The sequence below is a fragment of the Paenarthrobacter sp. CC6 genome (assembly GCF_040560085.1).
In the GTDB taxonomy this organism is placed as follows: Bacteria; Actinomycetota; Actinomycetes; order Actinomycetales; family Micrococcaceae; genus Arthrobacter; species Arthrobacter nicotinovorans.
Genome location: NZ_JARDAN010000016.1, coordinates 71,253 through 88,003 on the forward strand (window position 1 = coordinate 71,253; position 16,751 = coordinate 88,003).

General features: G+C 63.0%; 23 protein-coding genes. 13 read left to right on the forward strand and 10 right to left on the reverse strand.

Going from position 1 to position 16,751, the window contains the following annotated elements; all coding sequences use genetic code 11:
- Positions 1–33: 33 nt before the first annotated feature.
- The gene (locus PV760_RS15775; RefSeq protein WP_220034257.1) at positions 34–681 is read right to left on the reverse strand and encodes an alpha/beta fold hydrolase; all 648 of its coding nucleotides are present in this window, start codon (positions 679–681) and stop codon (positions 34–36) included.
- Between the two features lie 13 nt (positions 682–694).
- Entirely contained in the window at positions 695–1,132 is a 438-nt protein-coding gene (locus PV760_RS15780; RefSeq protein WP_227453612.1) for a rhodanese-like domain-containing protein, read from the reverse strand.
- A 94-nt stretch (positions 1,133–1,226) separates the two neighbouring features.
- Here PV760_RS15780 and PV760_RS15785 point away from each other — a divergent pair, with 94 nt between their 5' ends.
- Genes PV760_RS15785 through PV760_RS15795 form a run of 3 tightly spaced genes read left to right on the forward strand, consistent with a single transcriptional unit; the run spans position 1,227 to position 4,236 of the window.
- Positions 1,227–1,592, forward strand: a complete 366-nt coding sequence (locus PV760_RS15785; RefSeq protein WP_018779393.1) for a metal-sensitive transcriptional regulator — start codon at positions 1,227–1,229, stop codon at positions 1,590–1,592.
- A gap of 49 nt (positions 1,593–1,641) precedes the next feature.
- A complete protein-coding gene (locus tag PV760_RS15790; protein ID WP_039243520.1) occupies positions 1,642–1,875 on the forward strand; it encodes a heavy-metal-associated domain-containing protein in 234 nt (77 codons plus the stop codon).
- 9 nt (positions 1,876–1,884) lie between these two features.
- Positions 1,885–4,236, forward strand: coding sequence for a heavy metal translocating P-type ATPase (locus PV760_RS15795; RefSeq protein WP_354628221.1), 2,352 nt, complete (start codon positions 1,885–1,887; stop codon positions 4,234–4,236).
- 18 nt (positions 4,237–4,254) lie between these two features.
- Here PV760_RS15795 and PV760_RS15800 read toward each other — a convergent pair whose 3' ends face one another.
- Entirely contained in the window at positions 4,255–4,527 is a 273-nt protein-coding gene (locus PV760_RS15800; protein WP_018779396.1) for a DUF2277 domain-containing protein, read from the reverse strand.
- Positions 4,528–4,685: 158 nt separating this feature from the next.
- On the opposite strand from PV760_RS15800, the gene PV760_RS15805 reads away from it, so the two are divergent.
- Complete coding sequence (locus PV760_RS15805; RefSeq protein ID WP_018779397.1) at positions 4,686–4,949, forward strand: WXG100 family type VII secretion target; 264 nt, start codon at positions 4,686–4,688, stop codon at positions 4,947–4,949.
- 127 nt (positions 4,950–5,076) lie between these two features.
- Here PV760_RS15805 and PV760_RS15810 read toward each other — a convergent pair whose 3' ends face one another.
- Positions 5,077–6,102, reverse strand: coding sequence for an EamA family transporter (locus PV760_RS15810; RefSeq protein ID WP_354628222.1), 1,026 nt, complete (start codon positions 6,100–6,102; stop codon positions 5,077–5,079).
- A gap of 71 nt (positions 6,103–6,173) precedes the next feature.
- On the opposite strand from PV760_RS15810, the gene PV760_RS15815 reads away from it, so the two are divergent.
- The 3 genes from PV760_RS15815 (at position 6,174) to PV760_RS15825 (ending at position 7,828) form a co-directional block, all read left to right on the forward strand.
- On the forward strand, positions 6,174–6,722 hold the full coding sequence (locus PV760_RS15815) for a CGNR zinc finger domain-containing protein (protein WP_018779399.1): 549 nt from the start codon (positions 6,174–6,176) through the stop codon (positions 6,720–6,722).
- A gap of 114 nt (positions 6,723–6,836) precedes the next feature.
- The gene (locus PV760_RS15820; RefSeq protein ID WP_354628223.1) at positions 6,837–7,271 is read left to right on the forward strand and encodes a hypothetical protein; all 435 of its coding nucleotides are present in this window, start codon (positions 6,837–6,839) and stop codon (positions 7,269–7,271) included.
- Positions 7,268–7,828, forward strand: coding sequence for a hypothetical protein (locus tag PV760_RS15825; protein ID WP_079582272.1), 561 nt, complete (start codon positions 7,268–7,270; stop codon positions 7,826–7,828). Before PV760_RS15820 ends, PV760_RS15825 begins: the two co-directional genes overlap by 4 nt.
- On the opposite strand, the gene PV760_RS15830 is transcribed toward PV760_RS15825, so the two are convergent.
- From PV760_RS15830 to PV760_RS15840, 3 genes are all read right to left on the reverse strand, one after another.
- A complete protein-coding gene (locus tag PV760_RS15830) occupies positions 7,825–8,166 on the reverse strand; it encodes a hypothetical protein (protein WP_181423304.1) in 342 nt (113 codons plus the stop codon). The two genes, PV760_RS15825 and PV760_RS15830, sit on opposite strands and share 4 nt — an antisense overlap.
- A 74-nt stretch (positions 8,167–8,240) precedes the next feature.
- Positions 8,241–8,819 carry a DUF308 domain-containing protein gene (locus PV760_RS15835; RefSeq protein WP_018779403.1) on the reverse strand — a complete coding sequence of 193 codons (579 nt, stop codon included), beginning with the start codon at positions 8,817–8,819 and terminating at the stop codon, positions 8,241–8,243.
- A gap of 9 nt (positions 8,820–8,828) precedes the next feature.
- The gene (locus PV760_RS15840; RefSeq protein WP_354628224.1) at positions 8,829–10,169 is read right to left on the reverse strand and encodes an MATE family efflux transporter; all 1,341 of its coding nucleotides are present in this window, start codon (positions 10,167–10,169) and stop codon (positions 8,829–8,831) included.
- A gap of 41 nt (positions 10,170–10,210) precedes the next feature.
- Here PV760_RS15840 and PV760_RS15845 point away from each other — a divergent pair, with 41 nt between their 5' ends.
- Positions 10,211–10,777: an antibiotic biosynthesis monooxygenase gene (locus tag PV760_RS15845; RefSeq protein WP_018779405.1), complete on the forward strand. Its 567-nt coding sequence runs from the start codon at positions 10,211–10,213 to the stop codon at positions 10,775–10,777.
- Positions 10,778–10,845: 68 nt separating this feature from the next.
- Positions 10,846–11,280, forward strand: a complete 435-nt coding sequence (locus PV760_RS15850) for a DoxX family protein (protein ID WP_018779406.1) — start codon at positions 10,846–10,848, stop codon at positions 11,278–11,280.
- A 213-nt stretch (positions 11,281–11,493) separates the two neighbouring features.
- Here the strand turns inward: PV760_RS15850 and aztD are convergent, their stop codons facing one another.
- A complete protein-coding gene (gene aztD / locus PV760_RS15855) occupies positions 11,494–12,807 on the reverse strand; it encodes a zinc metallochaperone AztD (RefSeq protein ID WP_354628225.1) in 1,314 nt (437 codons plus the stop codon).
- A gap of 96 nt (positions 12,808–12,903) precedes the next feature.
- Here aztD and PV760_RS15860 point away from each other — a divergent pair, with 96 nt between their 5' ends.
- The 4 genes from PV760_RS15860 to PV760_RS15875 are packed head-to-tail and all read left to right on the forward strand — an operon-like array spanning position 12,904 to position 15,221.
- Positions 12,904–13,308, forward strand: coding sequence for a hypothetical protein (locus PV760_RS15860; RefSeq protein WP_039243523.1), 405 nt, complete (start codon positions 12,904–12,906; stop codon positions 13,306–13,308).
- Entirely contained in the window at positions 13,305–13,643 is a 339-nt protein-coding gene (locus tag PV760_RS15865; RefSeq protein WP_039243477.1) for a PEP-utilizing enzyme, read from the forward strand. The genes PV760_RS15860 and PV760_RS15865 overlap by 4 nt, the downstream gene beginning before the upstream one ends.
- Positions 13,640–14,209 (forward strand): hypothetical protein, encoded by a 570-nt coding sequence (locus tag PV760_RS15870; protein ID WP_354628226.1) that lies wholly within the window; start codon positions 13,640–13,642, stop codon positions 14,207–14,209. The genes PV760_RS15865 and PV760_RS15870 overlap by 4 nt, the downstream gene beginning before the upstream one ends.
- 37 nt (positions 14,210–14,246) lie before the next feature.
- Positions 14,247–15,221: an acyl-CoA thioesterase gene (locus tag PV760_RS15875; RefSeq protein WP_039243479.1), complete on the forward strand. Its 975-nt coding sequence runs from the start codon at positions 14,247–14,249 to the stop codon at positions 15,219–15,221.
- A 16-nt stretch (positions 15,222–15,237) separates the two neighbouring features.
- Here the strand turns inward: PV760_RS15875 and PV760_RS15880 are convergent, their stop codons facing one another.
- Positions 15,238–15,975: a VOC family protein gene (locus PV760_RS15880; RefSeq protein ID WP_354628227.1), complete on the reverse strand. Its 738-nt coding sequence runs from the start codon at positions 15,973–15,975 to the stop codon at positions 15,238–15,240.
- Between the two features lie 69 nt (positions 15,976–16,044).
- Positions 16,045–16,701, reverse strand: a complete 657-nt coding sequence (locus PV760_RS15885) for a GntR family transcriptional regulator (protein WP_018779413.1) — start codon at positions 16,699–16,701, stop codon at positions 16,045–16,047.
- Positions 16,702–16,751: the final 50 nt, after the last annotated feature.

Here is a 16,751-nt window from a genome sequence, read left to right on the forward strand (position 1 = left end):
TGGAGGCTTTGGGATGAGGGAGGCTCCGTGAAGTCAGAGGCCAATCTTTCCGGCAAAGTCGACAAGAGCTCCAGCTACAGCGCCCGGGTGACTCAGCGTGGCGTAGTGACCGCCCGGGATCTCCACTGGTTCGATGCCCAGCCGGTCGCGTATCTGGCGACTCATGAACGACGCAGGGAAGAGCAAATCGTCGCGGCACAAAATCCCCAGGGTTGGCACGCTCGGATGCTTTCCCGGCCAGGGGTCTGACATCCATGCACCTTGCTGGTCACGCTCCCTGTCGGTGGCCTGTTGCACCAATTCCGCGGGGACAAGATTGAAATATGGTTCGTCGGGGATGGTCTCGCGGTCATGGCCTGTCTTGGTCCACCACTCGCCGAAGGTCTCCCCCGGCATCGGAATCATTGCCGAGAGGTACACAAGGCCGTTGGAATGGAGCTTTTCGCAAACCAACGGTGCCGTGAAACCGCCCAGCGAGTGCCCCACCACGATGGTGTGCGGGGCTTTGCCAACGGCGGCCGTCGCTGCGCGGGCGTAGTCTTCAAGCCGGGCATCAACGTCTTCGATGGGCAGGTCGACGGCCACCACGTCATGCCCGGCCGCTTCAAGAAGCGGGCCAACCAAATGCCAGTCCCACGCCGTGGAACCACCGCCGTGGACCAGTACGAAAGTCGTCATCATGCCCCGTTTCACGTCAGGCCGTGTGCGCTGTCACCAATACATCGGGCGCTCTCTGAACGATACCCGCGTCAGTTTCAACGGGCAGCCCGTTCCTGATCCAATATTCGATGCCTCCTATCAACTCCTTCACGGAGTAGCCGAGTTCCGCGAACGCGAGCGCAGCAAAGGTGCTGCCGTTGCAGCCCGGGCCCCAGGAATACACCACTACCTGTGAGCCAGCGGGGACAAGGTCCGGAGCCTGGGATGGGATCAGCGCCGTAGGTATATGTACGGCTTGAGGAATATGTCCGTGGTCCCAGGAAGACCGGCGTCGGGTGTCCACGATAAACAGCGTTTCCGGGTCCGCCTCGGCCACCTCCATGACATCAATCTCGCACTGAAGCTTGGCCCGGAAATAGTCGGCGGGATCGAGCTTCATTCCAAAACTCCCGGCTTGATCGTCGGACGCCATTCAGTCACCTTGCCTTATTGAGGGTTCTTTCACCTCCTCACCATACCCCCTGGGGGTACTTGACGCATACCCCCTTGGGGTATAGGTTGAGGACATGAATTCACCAGACCTGAAACTGAGCCACCCGGATGCGCCAGTCATCGAGGTGGACCTGGAACCCTCCGCGCACCACGGCTACACCAGCAATAAGGACGCGTACCTCAAGAGGTTGAAACGAATCGAAGGCCAAGTCCGCGGGATCGCGCGCATGGTGGAAGACGACAAATACTGCATCGACATCCTCACGCAGGTCGCAGCTGCCACCAAAGCCCTCCACGCAGTGAGCCTGGGCCTCGTTGAGGAGCACATCGGCCACTGCGTCGTTGGCGCTGCCTCCGAGCCCGACCCCGAAGCCCGCGCCGAACAAATCGACGCGAAAGTCAAGGAGGCCACCGATGCCATCGGGCGCCTGCTGCGGTAACCCCGCTACCACTCACCACACCATCCAACTCAGCACCAAGGAGCACTCCATGAGCCAGACCATCCAGACCAACGTGAACGTTTCCGGCATGACCTGCGGCCACTGTGTTTCCAGCGTGAGCGAAGAACTCGAATCTCTTAGCGGCGTCCAGAATGTCGCTGTCGACCTCAACCCCGGCGGTCTGTCCACCGTCACCATCACATCCATCCATGAACTCTCGCCGTCAGAAATTGGCGAGGCCGTGGCAGAAGCCGGCTACCTGGTGGTAGCCAACGAAGCCTAGGGGGCTCCCTTGAGTAACCAGGAAACCTTCAACCAACCCGCACAACGGGTGATCGAGCTGGACATTGAGGGCATGACCTGCGCCTCATGCGTCAATCGGGTGGAACGGAAACTGGGCAAGCTCGAAGGCGTCGAGGCGAGCGTCAACCTGCCCCTCGAATCAGCCCATGTCACCGTCCCCGCCACCGTGACGGACCAGCAGATCGTGGACACGGTCAATGCGACGGGGTACAAAGCCACCCTGCGCCAGGCACCCGCGCCGCATACCCGCCCGGCCGCCGGTGACACGGCAAACAGTCCCGGGCATGAGCATCACAATCATCATCACGACGCCGAGCCCATGCACGACGAGCATTCCGGGCACGAAAACCATATGGATCACGGTCCGTCGGCATCGACACTCCGGCCGCGCCTGATCCTGGCTGCCGTCCTGACCGTTCCTGTGTTTGCGATCTCCATGATTCCCGCCCTGCAGTTCGCCAACTGGGGCTGGGTTGTGGGCGCCCTGGCGCTGCCGGTGGTGAGTTGGGCAGCTTGGCCCTTCCACAGGGCTGCTGCCATCAATGCGCGGCATCTTGCGTCCACCATGGACACCCTTGTTTCCATTGGTGTGATCGCGGCCTACGTGTACTCGGCCTGGCAGCTGTTCGCCGACCCGCGAATGACCGAACACCCCGGCATGGAAAGCATGTCCGGCGGGGGGCTGTACTTCGAGGTCGCGGCTGTTGTCACCACGTTCCTCCTCCTGGGCCGTTACCTGGAAGCGAACGCGAAGGCCAAAGCGGGCAATGCCCTCAAGGCCCTCCTGAACCTGGGCGCGAAGGATGCAACCATCCTCGAACGGGGCATTGAGCGGAAGATCCCTGCGGATCAGCTCCTCGTGGATGATGTGTTCGTTGTCCGCCCCGGCGAGAAGATCGCGACGGACGGCGTTGTCACGGACGGCGCTTCCGCCGTCGACGCTTCCTTGGTTACCGGCGAATCGGTGCCGGTTGAAGTGGGGCCGGGCAGCACGGTGACCGGGGCTACGATCAATACCTCCGGGCGCCTGTTGGTCCGGGCCACGCGCGTTGGCTCCGACACCACGCTCGCCCAGATGGGGCGGCTGGTCAGCCAGGCCCAAACGGGCAAAGCGCCGATTGCGCGGCTCGCGGACAGGATCAGCTCGGTCTTCGTCCCGATCGTGCTGGTCATCGCGCTGGCAACGTTCGTGCTCTGGCTGTTCATCTCCGGCGACCTGAATGCCGCATTCACCGCCGCCGTTGCTGTCCTGGTGATCGCTTGCCCCTGCGCCTTGGGTCTGGCGACGCCGGTTGGCCTGCTGACCGGAACGGGTCGTGGAGCCCAATTGGGCATCCTCATCAAGGGTCCGCAGGTTCTCGAGGACACCCGGCACGTTGACACCATCCTGTTGGACAAGACCGGTACCGTTACCAGCGGCAAGCTGGCCGTGGACCACACCGTAGCCCTGAACGGGCATTCCCCCGCCGCAGTGCTCACCCTGGCGGGTGCCGTCGAGTCAGCGTCGGAGCACCCGATCGCCCACGCGATTGCCGCCGCGGCAAAAGACGCAATGCCCGACGCCGGAGCCCTGCCTGCCGTGGACGGCTTCAGTTCCGCTCCCGGCGGCGGAGTGCGGGGCCGGGTTGTGCTGGACGGCAGCCCGAAGGCTGTGGTCGTAGGTCGCTCGGGTTGGCTTGAAGAAAACGGTATCTCCCTCGAAGCGGGCCATCGGGAAATGCTGGCAGCCGAGGAGAACGGGGGCGCCACCGCCATCTGGGTCGCCGTCGACGGAGTACCGGCTGGAATTGTGAGCCTGAGCGACACCATCAAGCCCGGCTCGGCGGCAGCGATCCAGAAGCTGAAGGATCTGGGCATCCGTCCGATACTGCTGACCGGAGACAACGCTGCCGTGGCCGCCCAAGTGGCTGCCGCCGTCGGAATATCCCCGGAGGACGTATTCGCCGGGGTGCTGCCGGAAGGAAAAGTGGAGGCAGTTCGGAAGCTTCAGGCCTCCGGGGCGACAGTCGCCATGGCCGGAGATGGTGTCAACGACGCCGCGGCCCTGGCGCAATCGGATCTGGGGATCGCGATGGGGTCCGGCACAGATGTCGCCATCGAAGCCTCGGATCTGACGGTCATGGGCAGCGACCTGGGTCAGCTCGTCCAGGCAATCGAACTGTCCCGGAAGACCCTCTCCACGATCAAGACCAACTTGTTCTGGGCGTTCTTCTACAACGCGATCGGCATTCCCGTAGCCGCGTTGGGGCTGCTGAATCCGATGATCGCGGGGGCAGCGATGGCGGCCAGCTCGGTCCTGGTGGTGGCCAACTCGCTTAGGCTGCGCTCGTTCGGCAAATAGCTTCGTGGAAGGCCTGGGCTACGCGGTTCCGAAGCGGACCGCAGCCCGGGCCTTTGCCTTGGCCGCTTCCTCGTCCCGGTTCTTGGCCGGCGCGTGGCTCACCAACGAGTCCAGAAGATGTTGCGTAATGTGTGCGATTTCGTGGACAGCCTCGGCAAAGGCTTCCTCGTTGGCCTTGGAGGGCTTGGTGGATCCGCTGATCTTTCGCACGTATTGGAGGGCAGCGGCCTCCACTTCCTCGCTGGTGGCATGCGGTTCGAAGTTATGCAGAGTCCTGATATTCCGGCACATAACCCCATGCTAACCATGGGCAGTGCTGCATGGGGAGGGGTGCCCATCGACGGGTTCGCGATTCCCGGGATAGGTTTTAGCTATTGGATCTTCCGGATGAGCCGGAGGCCGCTGGGGATGCCGAAGAGCTCGGGTCCGAACAAATGAAGGAGAATCTCATGGCTATTTGGGGTGCAGATGTTGATCAGCTTCGTCAGCTCGGTAACAAGCTGAAGGCAGGTGCCGAGCACATCGAGCAGCAGCGTTCACAGCTGAAGGGTGCACTCGACGGCACCGACTGGAAGGGTCCGGACGCTGACAAGTTCCGCGGCGAGTGGGACAGCCAGCACGCTTCCAACCTGAAGAAGGTTGCCGATGCTCTTCGCGAAGCCGGCGATCGCGCTCAGAAGAACGCTGAGCAGCAGCAGCAGGCTTCCAACTAAGACAGTTGGGAAAATGCCCGGACGCACAAGCGTCCGGGCATTTTTGTGTTCACAGCAGAACCCGCAGTTATCCGCGTTTGCCTTCAATGCACGGCAAGGCGACCCGACACGGCCGCGGGGCCGTGCTTCAGTCCCGGGAAGCTCCGGCGACAGGCCCCGAAGGTACAGGCTCGACGTCGTTCGGGTGATCCAACGCGTGGGCGACAACGGCACGACGGTCCCCGCGCAGTTCGTCCACACGGACCAGGACCACGCCGCCCACAATCAGGAGACCGCCCAGCAGTTGGATTGGGCCGGGGAGTTCGCCCAACAGGAGCCAAGCCCAGATCACGGCGAACAGCACTTCCGTCAGGGACACGAACGAGGCCACCTTCGATCCCAGGCTCCGGGCCGCCATGATTCCGGAAACGTACGCCAGGACCGTTGCCAGGATGATCAAGCCGACGACGGACACCCACCAGGGCACGGTCCAGGGTCCCAGCGTTGTGTCTGCGGTGCTGAACGTCATGGGAAGAAGCCCCAAAAGGCCCACCAGCCACATCACCAGTGCACCTACCAGCAGACCGCCTGAGGCGAGCACCAGTGGGGGGAGGGTGTCGTTTTCCTTTGCGGTGATGAAGAAGTAGATCACCAGGCACACGGCAGCCGCCATGCCCCACAGGACGCCAACGAAGTCCACCTTCACAGCGCCGGTCAGGTCAAGAACCAGCACCAGTCCACCCAGGGACAGCAGCGCGCCGGCAGCGGTGAGTGCGCGCGGTTTGCGTCGGCTGGAGATCCACAGCCACAGCACAATCATCACCGGGGCCAGGTATTCGAGTAGCAGTGCAACGCCAACGGACAGCCGGGCTACCGCGTTGAAGTAGAAAAGCTGGCAGCCGGCTACTCCGATGAGGCCGAACAGCAGGATGGTGAGCCAGTTTTCCTTGAGCTGATGCCAACGGCCCCGGAGAGCCATGACGGCGGGAATCGCCAGGATCAGCGCCGCTCCCGTGAGGCGCACGGTAACAGCGGCGCCCGGGGACCAGCCGGTCTCCAACATCGACTTGGCGAAAGAGCCGGAGGTTCCGAAGACAGCTGAAGAGAAAAGGGCAATCCCGAGTCCCGATGCCAAGAAACTCTTTGCATCAGCCTTCGTCGTTGGAGCTGACACAGCAGCCTCCTGTCAGGAGTAAAGTGGGCTTATGGTCATGACAGTACTCCCGAAATATGTAAGGAGTCAAAGTGCTATTTGCGCCTGACACCGAAGTTGCCTTACGCAGCGTCGTCAACCTGATCAACACTGCCGCCAACGGTGAAGAACTGCTGGCCACCGTGGAGGAACTCAACTCGTTCCTGAACGCCGAGGAGTTCACGGGCTCGCGCGCCAATTCGGCCGATGAATTGACCAGCATCAAGCGCCTGCGCAGCGAACTCGCAGCACTCTGGACCTCCGATGAAGACACTGCAGCCAAGACCGTCAACAAGCTGCTCGCGGACGCAAAAGCCCTCCCACAGCTGGTCAAGCATGACCACTGGGACTGGCACCTGCACGCCACCACACCGGAAGCGCCCCTGGCTGACAGGATGGGCACCGAGGCCGCGATGGCCATCGTCGACGTGATCCGCAGCAGGGAAATGGACCGGATGCGCATTTGCGCCGCAGAGGATTGTGATGCCGTGGTGCTGGACCTCAGCCGCAACCGCTCCAAGCTTTACTGCGACACAGGCAACTGCGCCAACCGGGCCCACGTGGCGGCATACCGCGCACGGAAGGCCGCCGAAAGCGAATAACCCAGACATAATTGCGGCATGGGGGAACAGCCGAATACAGGCGCTTACGACTTTCCGGCTGGACGGACGCCGATTCCGAATACCGCCTGGGTCCGGCCCCCCGATAAACCGGACATGGCCCCGATTGCCCAATTGGCCATCGCATACCCCTTCATGGCGACAATGTGGTTCGTATGCGTGATGGCAGCAAGTCCGGGGTATGAGTTCCTGGGAACTCTCCTCTTCCTGCTGATAGGGCCACCCTTCCTGATGGGCGTTGCAGTGGCCGTCGGACTGCCTTTGCGTCTCAACCGGCGGCTAAGCCGCTGGTGGCTGGGGAATGCCCCCATGTACATTCTTCTGGCGGTCGCCGGCGTGACTCTCATCATTTCCGGGTTCAACACGCCCGAGCGCCACATAGGCGACATCGGTGGTTACCACTTCGACGTCGTCACGAGCCATGGCGGAATGCTCATGGGCGGCTGCCTTATCATCAACTTCCTCGTCGTTAGTGCATCGTTCCCGCTCCGGTTCCGAAAACGACCACGCATTGGAAGGATGGCCAAGTGACCCACCCCTCCGCGGATCGCCCAGTCCCCACACTGCGCGATTTGCCACGTGAACGCTACGGCAGCCCAGGAATGACCAGGTTCGGCCAACTCGCCCTGGCCTTCGCCTTCCTGGCCCCATCGTGGATCATGTTGCAGGTGGCAACCATGGTGGACTACGACGGCATCGGAGTGATAATCGGCCTTGTACTGGGCGGCATTCTCGTGCCGGCAGCAACCATCTCCCTCGCAGTCATGGTGGGTCTGCCCCTGCGCCTCATTCCCCCGATCAACCGCTGGTGGGCGGGCAACGGTCGAATCTACGTACTCGTGGCCGCCGCTGGCCTGGCCCTTATTGCTTCCGGGTACCTGAAAGCCACGCCTGAGACCTTAAGGCCCAACGGGATCGACTACATTCCTTCGGCACCGGACGGCGGCCTGCTCATGGGCGGCTGGTGCGTTCTCGCATTTCTTCTGGTGAACGCATCACTGCCGCTTCGCTGGCCCACTAACGCCAGCCCAGCCAAACCCACCAAAAAGCGCTCCCCCAACAACAGTGGGGAAGCGCTGGAAGGTTAGTGGCCGGCGTCGGGCGTTTCAGTCCCGCCGGAGGAGTCCGCAGCCGGCGACCCGCCGTGCGGACGCTTGGAACTGAGGTTGACCCCGGAACCCTTGCCGAGGTGGTCGGCGTTCTCCTTGTAGCTCATGGACAGCATGGCGGCCACAACGAGGCTCACAATGAACGCGATGCCTGCGCCGGTGAACGCGAGGTCGAACCGCGGAACACGCGCGCTGCCGCCGGAAGCGAAGATCAGCACGGCCACGAAGGCCAGCACGGCGAAGAAGGCGGAGAACATGAGGGGTCCCTTGACCGAAGTCCGCATCTTGCGCGGTTCTCCTGGTGTCTGGTCTGCCACGGTCTTTCCTCCAATGATGGCGGTACATGCCCGCCGGTCTGCAAAAGTTCTACAACGAGTAGAACGTCCAACTACTAGTTTACGGCCTCCGGCGAGGCTCCGGGCGCAGAGGCCTGCGTCCTCGTACCGGTGCGGGCATCATGGCGCAGCGACAGACCGGAAAGCATCCACAAGACGCCCGAGAGAATGGCGCCCCCACCTGCAACCCCCAGCAGCGCGTGCGCCCCCAGCGAAGTAAAGAATGGCAGCAGAATGCCCGTACCCACCGAAATAATGCCCGAGATGAGCCAGTCGCGGGCTACGGTATCGCGCTTCTTCAGGCCCTGCATGAACTCAAGAAGCCCAAGAACCAGCAGAGCCAGCATGGCAGAAAGAGCCACGCCTTGATCCGACTGCGTCACCAATGCGGCGAGGCCGCCCGCGGCTACCACCACTGCTACAGCTACTGGCAAAACGCGGGACATCCACACGGCCGCTGCCGTTCCTAGCAGATACAGGCCCACGGCCCACGCCAGGACCTCCACTGACGGCGAACTCCAGAAGATGGTCACCAAACCAAACAACACTGCGACCGTTGCGCGGATCAGGATGGGTTTCCACAGTCCGGCCGGCGGGGCAGCAGGAGTCTGGGCAGGAGTCGATGGAAGAGTCACCCGTCCAGTTTAGTGCGAACCCAACACCATCCACCGATCGGTCCGCGCGCGCAGCCCCAACGTCACCGCACGGGCCAACATGTAACCCAGCGCAAACGCCGCCCACAGCCACAGAAGACCCGCCTCGCCGCCGGGCTTCAGCTGGTGGACCGCCACCAGCAGCGGCAAATAGACCGCAAGATTTACGACGCCGGCAATCGCCAGATAGCGCGCGTCGCCGGCGCCAATGAGGACACCGTCCAAGACGAAGACGTACCCGGCCAGCGGCTGACCGAGCGCGAGCACCCAGAGCGCAACCGTCAGTGCCGATCGAACGCCGGAATCGGACGTGAAGATGTATCCCACCCACGGAGCCGCCACTGCCAGCAGTATGCCGGTGACCACGCCAAAGCCCGTACCCCAGCGGATCATCGTGCGGGTCAGTTCACGGGCCCTGGCTGCGTTCCGGGCTCCGAGTTCCTTGCCGATCAGGGCCTGCGCCGCAATCGCCAGCGCATCCAAGGCAAAGGCAAGGAAGGAGAAAATTGTCATGGCCAACTGATGCGCTGCCAGATTGACGGCACCCTGGGCCGTCACCACCAGGACCGTGGCGAGGATGGCCAAGCGAAGACTCAACGTGCGGAGCATAAGCCACGAGCCCACCTTGGTCATGGCCCGGATGCCGTGCCAGTCGGGCCGCAGGGACACACCATGCTGCCGCGCATTACGGCCCACCATCACCAGGTAGACGGCGGCCATGGCCCACTGCGCAATGCTGGTACCGATCGCCGAACCCGTCACGGACATGTTCAACCCGTAGACCAGGAACACATTGAGGGCTATGTTGACCGCGAATCCGGCCGTCGCCACCACCAGCGGCGTCCGGGTGTCCTGTAAACCACGAAGGACACCGGTGCCGGCGAAAATCAGGAGCATTGCCGCCAGCCCGGGCATGGACCACCGGAGGTAGTCCACGGCGAATCCCTGCACATCGCCCGATGCACCCATGAAACCGACCAAGGGCTCGGCTGCTACGAAGCCCACCACAGCGAGCACCAGCCCCAGCAGCAGGGCCAGCCAGACGCCGTCGCGCCCTGCGGCCAGAGCCTTCCCCAACTTTCCGTCGCCGATCGCGCGGGCGACCGCCAGCGTCGTCGAATATGCCAGGAAGACCATGAGTCCCACCGCAGTGTGCAGGATGGTTGACGCCAGTCCGACGCCGGCCAGCTGGTCGACCCCTAAATGCCCCACGATCGCAGAGTCGGCCAGGAGGAACAGTGGCTCGGCAATCAGCGCACCGAACGCGGGGACGGCCAGGCGCAGGATGTCGCGCGCGGTGGAGCGGGCGGGGGCGATTGTGGTTTGAGGCACTAAACAAGCCTAGTCTGCTGGGGGACGGGTACATTTGGGCCGTGTCATATGAGCATCCCGTCACCGTTTCCGTAGCCCGCACCATTCTTCCGGGCTACACCCGCCAAGCCAACGCGTGGGCACATGCCGGGCAGGAACTTGCCCGCGAGTGGCCGGGTTACCTGGGATCTGGATGGGTGCGCAACGGAGTGGATTCCACCGAGTGGCACATGCTCTATCGTTTCGCCGACGCCGAATCGCTGCAGGCGTGGGAGGACTCCGAGGAGAGGCGCTGGTGGATCGACAGTGCCAGGGACATGATGGAGACCACCCGCGTGGAACGTCATACGGGGATTGAGGGTTGGTTCTCGCGGCCTGGCGATGTCTCGGTAGTCGTGCCCGAAACTGTGGTGCCACCGCGCTGGAAGCAGGCCATCAGCATCTTCCTCCCGTTCTTCCCGCTCAGCCTGCTGGCAAATTTCCTGCTGCACCCGTTGACGCAGGATTGGCCGCTGGTGTTTGCCGTTTTGCTGAACATCGTGATCCTGACGCCTCTGATGACGTACATTTTCCTGCCGATCACCACCCGGCTCCTGCAGCCCTGGCTTCAGGCGAAGCCTCGTAACTAGCTGGGAATTCGGTGACAGTGCGCCTTATTTAGTTGACACTTCAATAAATTGGCTGCAAGGGTTGAAGCATGAACAAGTCCAGCTTGACCACCACAGCCCTGACCATCCTGCGCGTCATTGCAGGATTTCTCTTCGCCGCGCACGGTTGGCAGAAGTTCAACGAATTCACCATCGCCGGAACCCAGGCTTCCTTCACCCAGATGGGCGTCCCGGGCGCATCCGTCGTGGCCCCCATCGTGGCAACACTGGAGCTCGTCGGCGGCATCGCACTGATCCTCGGCCTCCTGACCCGCGTCTTCGCAGCACTCCTGGCCATCGACATGCTGGGGGCCCTCTTCCTGGTGCACGCTCCGGCCGGCATCTTTGTGGCCAACGGAGGGTACGAACTCGTACTGCTCTTCGCAGGTGCCGCGCTGGCCCTCGCACTGGCGGGCGCCGGCAGGATCTCGGCCGACGCCGCACTCTTCGGCCGCTCCGGCTCGAAGCTCCGCGCACTGGCCTAAGCGACACTCCCCCGGACGCCCCCTCACATCACAACACTTTCACGCGGTCGCTCGCTCACTTTCTCGAGGAAAGTGAGCGAGCGTCCGCGTTTAAGGCATGGGACGTGAGCGAGCGTCCGCGCTTAAGGCATGGGACGTGAGCGAGCGTCGGCGCTTAAGGCGTGGGACGTGAGCGAGCGTCCGACTTCCACGACGCGGGACCCAAGGATTGGACTAGCCCGTGACGCCGGTGAGCTCGTTCGGGGTCTGATCAAGCTTCACCGACTTCGCCACCTTGCCCGCCTTCAGGTCCACAGCGTGAAGTGACTGCGTCGCAGGTTCGGTGACGTACGCCGTCGAGCCCTGGACAAAAAGGGTGGGCCGCGGGTCCTGCCAGGTGGCCGACTCCTCCCATGCGGCAACCACAGGGATGGTTGAGGTGACGGCACCGGAGAGTGGGTCGATCACGCGCAGGCCGCCATCAGTTCCCAGAACCAAGGCTTCACCCGCCGGGCCGCGGCCCAGTGAGCGGAACGAGTAGCTGGTGCCGATGTCCACGAGCTGCATGGCTGCGGTTTCGGTGTTGACCAGCGAAATCCGGGTGGGACGTTCCGGCTTGGCGGCCTTGTCCACCTTGTAGTCGCCCAGGATCACCGGGGATTTTTCCGATCCCGCCTGATTGCCCAAGCGGCCGTAAGCATCAGGGCTCGCCACCTTGGTGATGGCCCCGTCCTTGTAGATCAACATGCCGTTTTCGCATCCGACCACTACTGCTTCTCCGGCAGCCACGGCCTCACCATGCACGCCCGGGCAGTCCTCGTTGCGGACGATTTCCTTACGGTCCTGCCCCTTGCCGGCGGAGAGTATTGCGATCCCGGACCTGCTTTCCTCATTGCCGAGGGTCACCAGCAGCTTGCCGTCCTCGAGTTCGACGGCGACTCCATGGTGCGCTTCAGGCGTTGTGTAAACGTCGGCGGCGGGCAGTTTTCCGTCCTCCACAGCAGCCCCCAGCGCAGAGCTCTTGAAGCTCTCCACCTTGCCCGACCCGTCGCTGAACAGCACGGTTTTGCCGGCGTGCAGCACCACGTGACCGGCTTTATTCGCCTCGAACGCCAGATCGGTCAGCTTGGGTTCGCTGACGTAGTGATGGCTGTGGTCGCCGTGCGGCTCGGTCCAGGCGCCGGCGTCGAAAAGGCGGAAGGCGTCACCGGTGGACACGAAAACATGCCTGCCGTCGCCTGCGGGATTCAGCCGGTTGAAACCACCCAGGTCCGCACTCCCCACCTTCTCCAGGGAGGCGGCGTCCAGAACTCCCATGCCGCCGTCGTACGTGTAGACCAGGCGAGGGGTCGGGGCACCGGCTTCTTTGGGGCTGGGCTTTGCGGACGACGACGGCGAGGCGTCGGCTGTGCTGCCAGCGGAGCCGCCGGGAGTCGCGCAGCCAGTAAGAAGAAGGGCGGAAAGCCCGACGACGGCGACCGCGCCCGTGGGCAAGTGGCGTTTCCGGCCGCGCACGGCAGGAAGGGTGGGGTGTGAGTGATGTGACATGAGTTAAATGATATTGATTCTCATTTATAGAGCAAATCAATCCCAGATATCAACAAAATATTGACAACATGATGTTGATGAGGGATGCTCGCTCGCATGAACGCCTCCACCACACCCCAAGACGGGAAAGACGCGCAGTTGCAGACGGACGCGACCCGGCTGCTCCTGGACCGGGGCGCCGCCGCACTGCCCCAGCGTCCCTGGCTCCACGAAAAACAGCCACCGACCGCCATGGACCTCATCCAGCACGTGCTGTGGCGTTTCCGGAGCCAGGAGGGTGATCCAGCGCCGGATTCCTCCGATCTCCGCGCGGCCCTCGCACTGATACCCGCCGCCCGAGGTGAGATGGACGCCGTCGAAACTGCACTCCTGTTCCTGGCCCGGGCGGAAGGGCTGACCTGGCCGCAGATCGCGGAGAGCCTTGGGCTCCGTTCCGCGCAGGCCGCGCAGCAGCGGCTGGACCGGCTGTCCGACCGCCCAGGAACAGGTGCCGCCAAGTGACAAGGGCGGTAGTCCTGAACGGAACCGCAGCGAGCGCCGGCAGTGCCAGGGGGATGGCCAGCCTGATCCAGGGGCCCGATGATTTCGCCCGTTTCCGGACCGGAGACGTACTGGTTTGCCGCACCACTGATCCAGCATGGACCCCTCTGTTCGGGATGGCTTCGGCAGTGGTCACCGAAACAGGAGGAATGCTGTCCCATGCCGCGATCGTCGCGAGGGAATACGGCATTCCGGCCGTCCTGGGTGTGCACGCTGCGTTGGAGCTTGTGCCTGACGGCAGCGTTGTGACTGTTGATGGTTCGACCGGGACGGTCACCTTGGCGGGCATGCAATGAGCCTCCTCATCTTGCACGCCGTGCGCCTGTTGGGATTCGCTGACACAGAAGCCGTAGCGGCGCGCTTTGCCCAGGACCCAAGCGTGGTGGAGTCCGCCCTCATCGACGCCGGTGTGAACGGCTTTGTTTCGCGCAGCACCTTCGCCGGTACCAGCGGTTGGTTGCTCTCCGGGGCCGGCCGGGCGGAGAACGAACGGCTGCTCGCCGAGGAGCTGGACCTGGCCGGTGCACGACCCCGGGTCCTGGCGGTGCACGAGGACTTTACGGAGTTCAATGATGGAGTCGTCAACGCCTGCGGCACTCTTCAGCTGGGGATTTCCTCCAATCAGGAAGCCACGGATGTGCTGATTGGAGCCTTGGCGGCGTGGCGCCCCCTGGAAGCGCAGCTCATGCGAAGCCTTCCGCGGTTCGGCGGCTATTCGGACCGGCTCCTGCGGGCCCTCAAGTTCTCAACCGAGGACGCCTCCTGGCTGACGGGTACAGACCGCGACTCTTTCCACCGCGTCTGGTTCGAAATCCATGAGGACCTCATTGCCACCCTGGGCATCCAGCGGGCGCAGTCTTAGTCACGTAACAGAAACATGGCACCAGTAAACTTCGAGCATGAGCGAAGACGCCGGCAACTCTGTGACCCTCCGCTTCCTGGCAGCCCCCACGGACGTTGGGCACAGCGGATCCGTTGATGCCGGGACCGTCCTTGAATGGGTGGACAAAGCGGCTTACGCAGCGGCGGTGGGATGGGCCAAGTCCTATTGCGTCACCGCCTATGTGGGCAACATCCACTTCACCGACCCCGTGAACAGCGGCGATATGGTTGAAGTGACCTCAACGATCGTTTACACCGGCCGGTCCTCCATGCACATCCACACCGTGGTCAGTTCCCGGGATCCCAAGGGCGGGCCGGAGACAATGCACAGCCAATGCATGGTGATTTTCGTAGCTGTGGGTCCGGACGGCAAGCCGATTCCCGTTCCCCAGTTCCAACCCTCAACGCCTGCCGAGATCGAGCAGCGGGACCACGCGCTGGCCCGCATCGAAGTCCGTGAGCAGATCGTCAATGCGATGAACGCCCAGGAATACACCGACGCCGGAACCGCCGAGCGCGTCACGCTGCGGTTCATGGCGTCCCCCACCGATGTGAACTGGGGCGGCAAAGTCCACGGTGGCATCGTGATGAAGTGGATCGATGAGGCTGCGTACGTTTGCGCGTCCCGTTACTGCGGCAAGGACACTGTGGCCGTCTTCTCCGGTGGTGTCCGTTTTTACCGGCCGCTGCTGATCGGCCATGTGGTGGAAGTCGAAGCCCGGCTGGTCTACACCGGCGCCAAGGGCATGCACATCGCGGTCCACGTCCGCTCGGGCGATCCCAAGACCCGGGAAATGAACCTCACCACGTACTGCCTGACGGTGATGGTGGCCCGCGACGAAACGGGGACGGCCGTGCCGATTCCCCAATGGGTCCCAGTGTCCGAGGAGGACAAGAAACTGCATGCGCACGCGCGCGAACTTCTCGAAATCCGTGGCCGCGCCCCGGGAAACCGGCTGCCGGACCACCTGCTGAAGGCCGCGCAGAACTAGCCGCGTTCAGGGATGATCACCCTGGACTCAATACGCAGAAGTCGTTTCCCTCGGGGTCGGTCAGGCACTTCCAGGACACATCGCCTTGGCCGAGGTCGGCATCGCGGGCACCCAGGCTGTGGAGCCTGGCGACCTCAGCGGCTCGATCGTCGCCGGGATATGGCTTGAGATCCAGATGAATACGGTTGGGCAGGGCGTCCGGTTCGGGGGTACGAAGAAGCTCAAGGTAGGGACCAACCCCCTTGGACGAGCGCAACCTCGCATGCTCATCAGTCACCTCATGCACGGTCCAGTCCGTTGCCCGGCCCCAGAAATCGGCCATGGCCCGGGGATCTTCGCAGTTGACCACCACGGTGGCTATGGGGCCGGTGTCCTGATAGATCGCACGAGGTTCGAGTACGCAGAACAAGTTGCCCTCAGGATCAGCCATCACCACCCACGGCACCTCTCCCTGGCCAATATCCGCAGGCGAAGCACCAAGCTCCTTGAGCCGCTGTACGAGTTCCCTCTGATGATCAGCGGACGTGGTGGCAAGGTCCAGATGGACACGGTACTTCACTGACTCGGGGTCCGGAACACTGACCACGTCCACGCATACAGCCGCAGGGTCCGGCCACGTAAAATCAAGGGGTTCCACGTTGGTGACCCCCGGTCCTTCGCTGGAAACACCCCAGCCGAGAGCATCCGCCCAAAACTGCCCGAGGGCTGAGTCGTCCCCGGCCTTGAAATTCACTTGAACCAGTCGCAGTGCCATGGTTCACAATGCTATGCCCGGCTGGAGCCCGGCAACCTGCCCGATAGCCAACACGGCCCGGTTATTTGCCTAACCCACCAGATTCTCCGCCGCACCATTCATGTGTTCAATGATCGTTTCCCGTGCCTTGGCGGCATTTCCGGTCTCAATGGCGGCAACAATGTCGTGGTGCCGGCCGACGCTCATGTTTCGGGTTGCGCGTTCCAGCCCGGCGAACATGATGGACATCCGGATGGAGCCTTCCAGGGATTCCCAGGAGTGCAGCAATGTCTCGTTTCCGGACAAGCGGCAGAGGGTGCGGTGGAACTCGAGGTCGGATTCGATCCGTTCCTCCAATGAGGATTTCGCGGCCTTCTCCATATTGTCGACGGCGGCACGTAACTCTGCGAGCGCACCCTCCTTATCGGGCATGTCGCTGAGCGTCCGGGCGGCCAAGGATTCCAGCACACCCCGGACCGCGAAGATGTCACGGATTTCCTTGACGTCCAGGTGCCTGACGGACATCCGGCCGCGTGGTCCGGCGGAGATGAGACCTTCCTGTTCCAGTTGCCGCAGCGCTTCGCGGAGGGTACCGCGGCTGATCTGCAGCATTTCGGACAGTTCGGTTTCCACAAGGTGCCGTCCGGGCTCAAGCTCGCCACTGGTGATCGCGGTCCGCAGGGCTGCGAGCGCCTGTTCGCGGAGGCTCTTCTTCTCCAGTCCCAGCAGGGAGGCTGTGGCGGCCATGGTGTGTCCTCGGTTCTATGGGCAACTGCTGACAGTCAGGTGTTAACTGT

Coding starts and splice junctions, on each gene's coding strand:
- PV760_RS15775 (WP_220034257.1), bottom strand. CDS start 681: ATGATGACGACTTTCGTACTGGTCCACGGCGGTGGTTCCACGGCGTGG.
- PV760_RS15780 (WP_227453612.1), bottom strand. CDS start 1,132: ATGGCGTCCGACGATCAAGCCGGGAGTTTTGGAATGAAGCTCGATCCC.
- PV760_RS15785 (WP_018779393.1), top strand. CDS start 1,227: ATGAATTCACCAGACCTGAAACTGAGCCACCCGGATGCGCCAGTCATC.
- PV760_RS15790 (WP_039243520.1), top strand. CDS start 1,642: ATGAGCCAGACCATCCAGACCAACGTGAACGTTTCCGGCATGACCTGC.
- PV760_RS15800 (WP_018779396.1), bottom strand. CDS start 4,527: ATGTGCCGGAATATCAGGACTCTGCATAACTTCGAACCGCATGCCACC.
- PV760_RS15805 (WP_018779397.1), top strand. CDS start 4,686: ATGGCTATTTGGGGTGCAGATGTTGATCAGCTTCGTCAGCTCGGTAAC.
- PV760_RS15820 (WP_354628223.1), top strand. CDS start 6,837: ATGGCCCCGATTGCCCAATTGGCCATCGCATACCCCTTCATGGCGACA.
- PV760_RS15850 (WP_018779406.1), top strand. CDS start 10,846: ATGAACAAGTCCAGCTTGACCACCACAGCCCTGACCATCCTGCGCGTC.
- aztD (WP_354628225.1), bottom strand. CDS start 12,807: ATGTCACATCACTCACACCCCACCCTTCCTGCCGTGCGCGGCCGGAAA.
- PV760_RS15860 (WP_039243523.1), top strand. CDS start 12,904: ATGAACGCCTCCACCACACCCCAAGACGGGAAAGACGCGCAGTTGCAG.
- PV760_RS15870 (WP_354628226.1), top strand. CDS start 13,640: ATGAGCCTCCTCATCTTGCACGCCGTGCGCCTGTTGGGATTCGCTGAC.
- PV760_RS15875 (WP_039243479.1), top strand. CDS start 14,247: ATGAGCGAAGACGCCGGCAACTCTGTGACCCTCCGCTTCCTGGCAGCC.
- PV760_RS15880 (WP_354628227.1), bottom strand. CDS start 15,975: ATGGCACTGCGACTGGTTCAAGTGAATTTCAAGGCCGGGGACGACTCA.
- PV760_RS15885 (WP_018779413.1), bottom strand. CDS start 16,701: ATGGCCGCCACAGCCTCCCTGCTGGGACTGGAGAAGAAGAGCCTCCGC.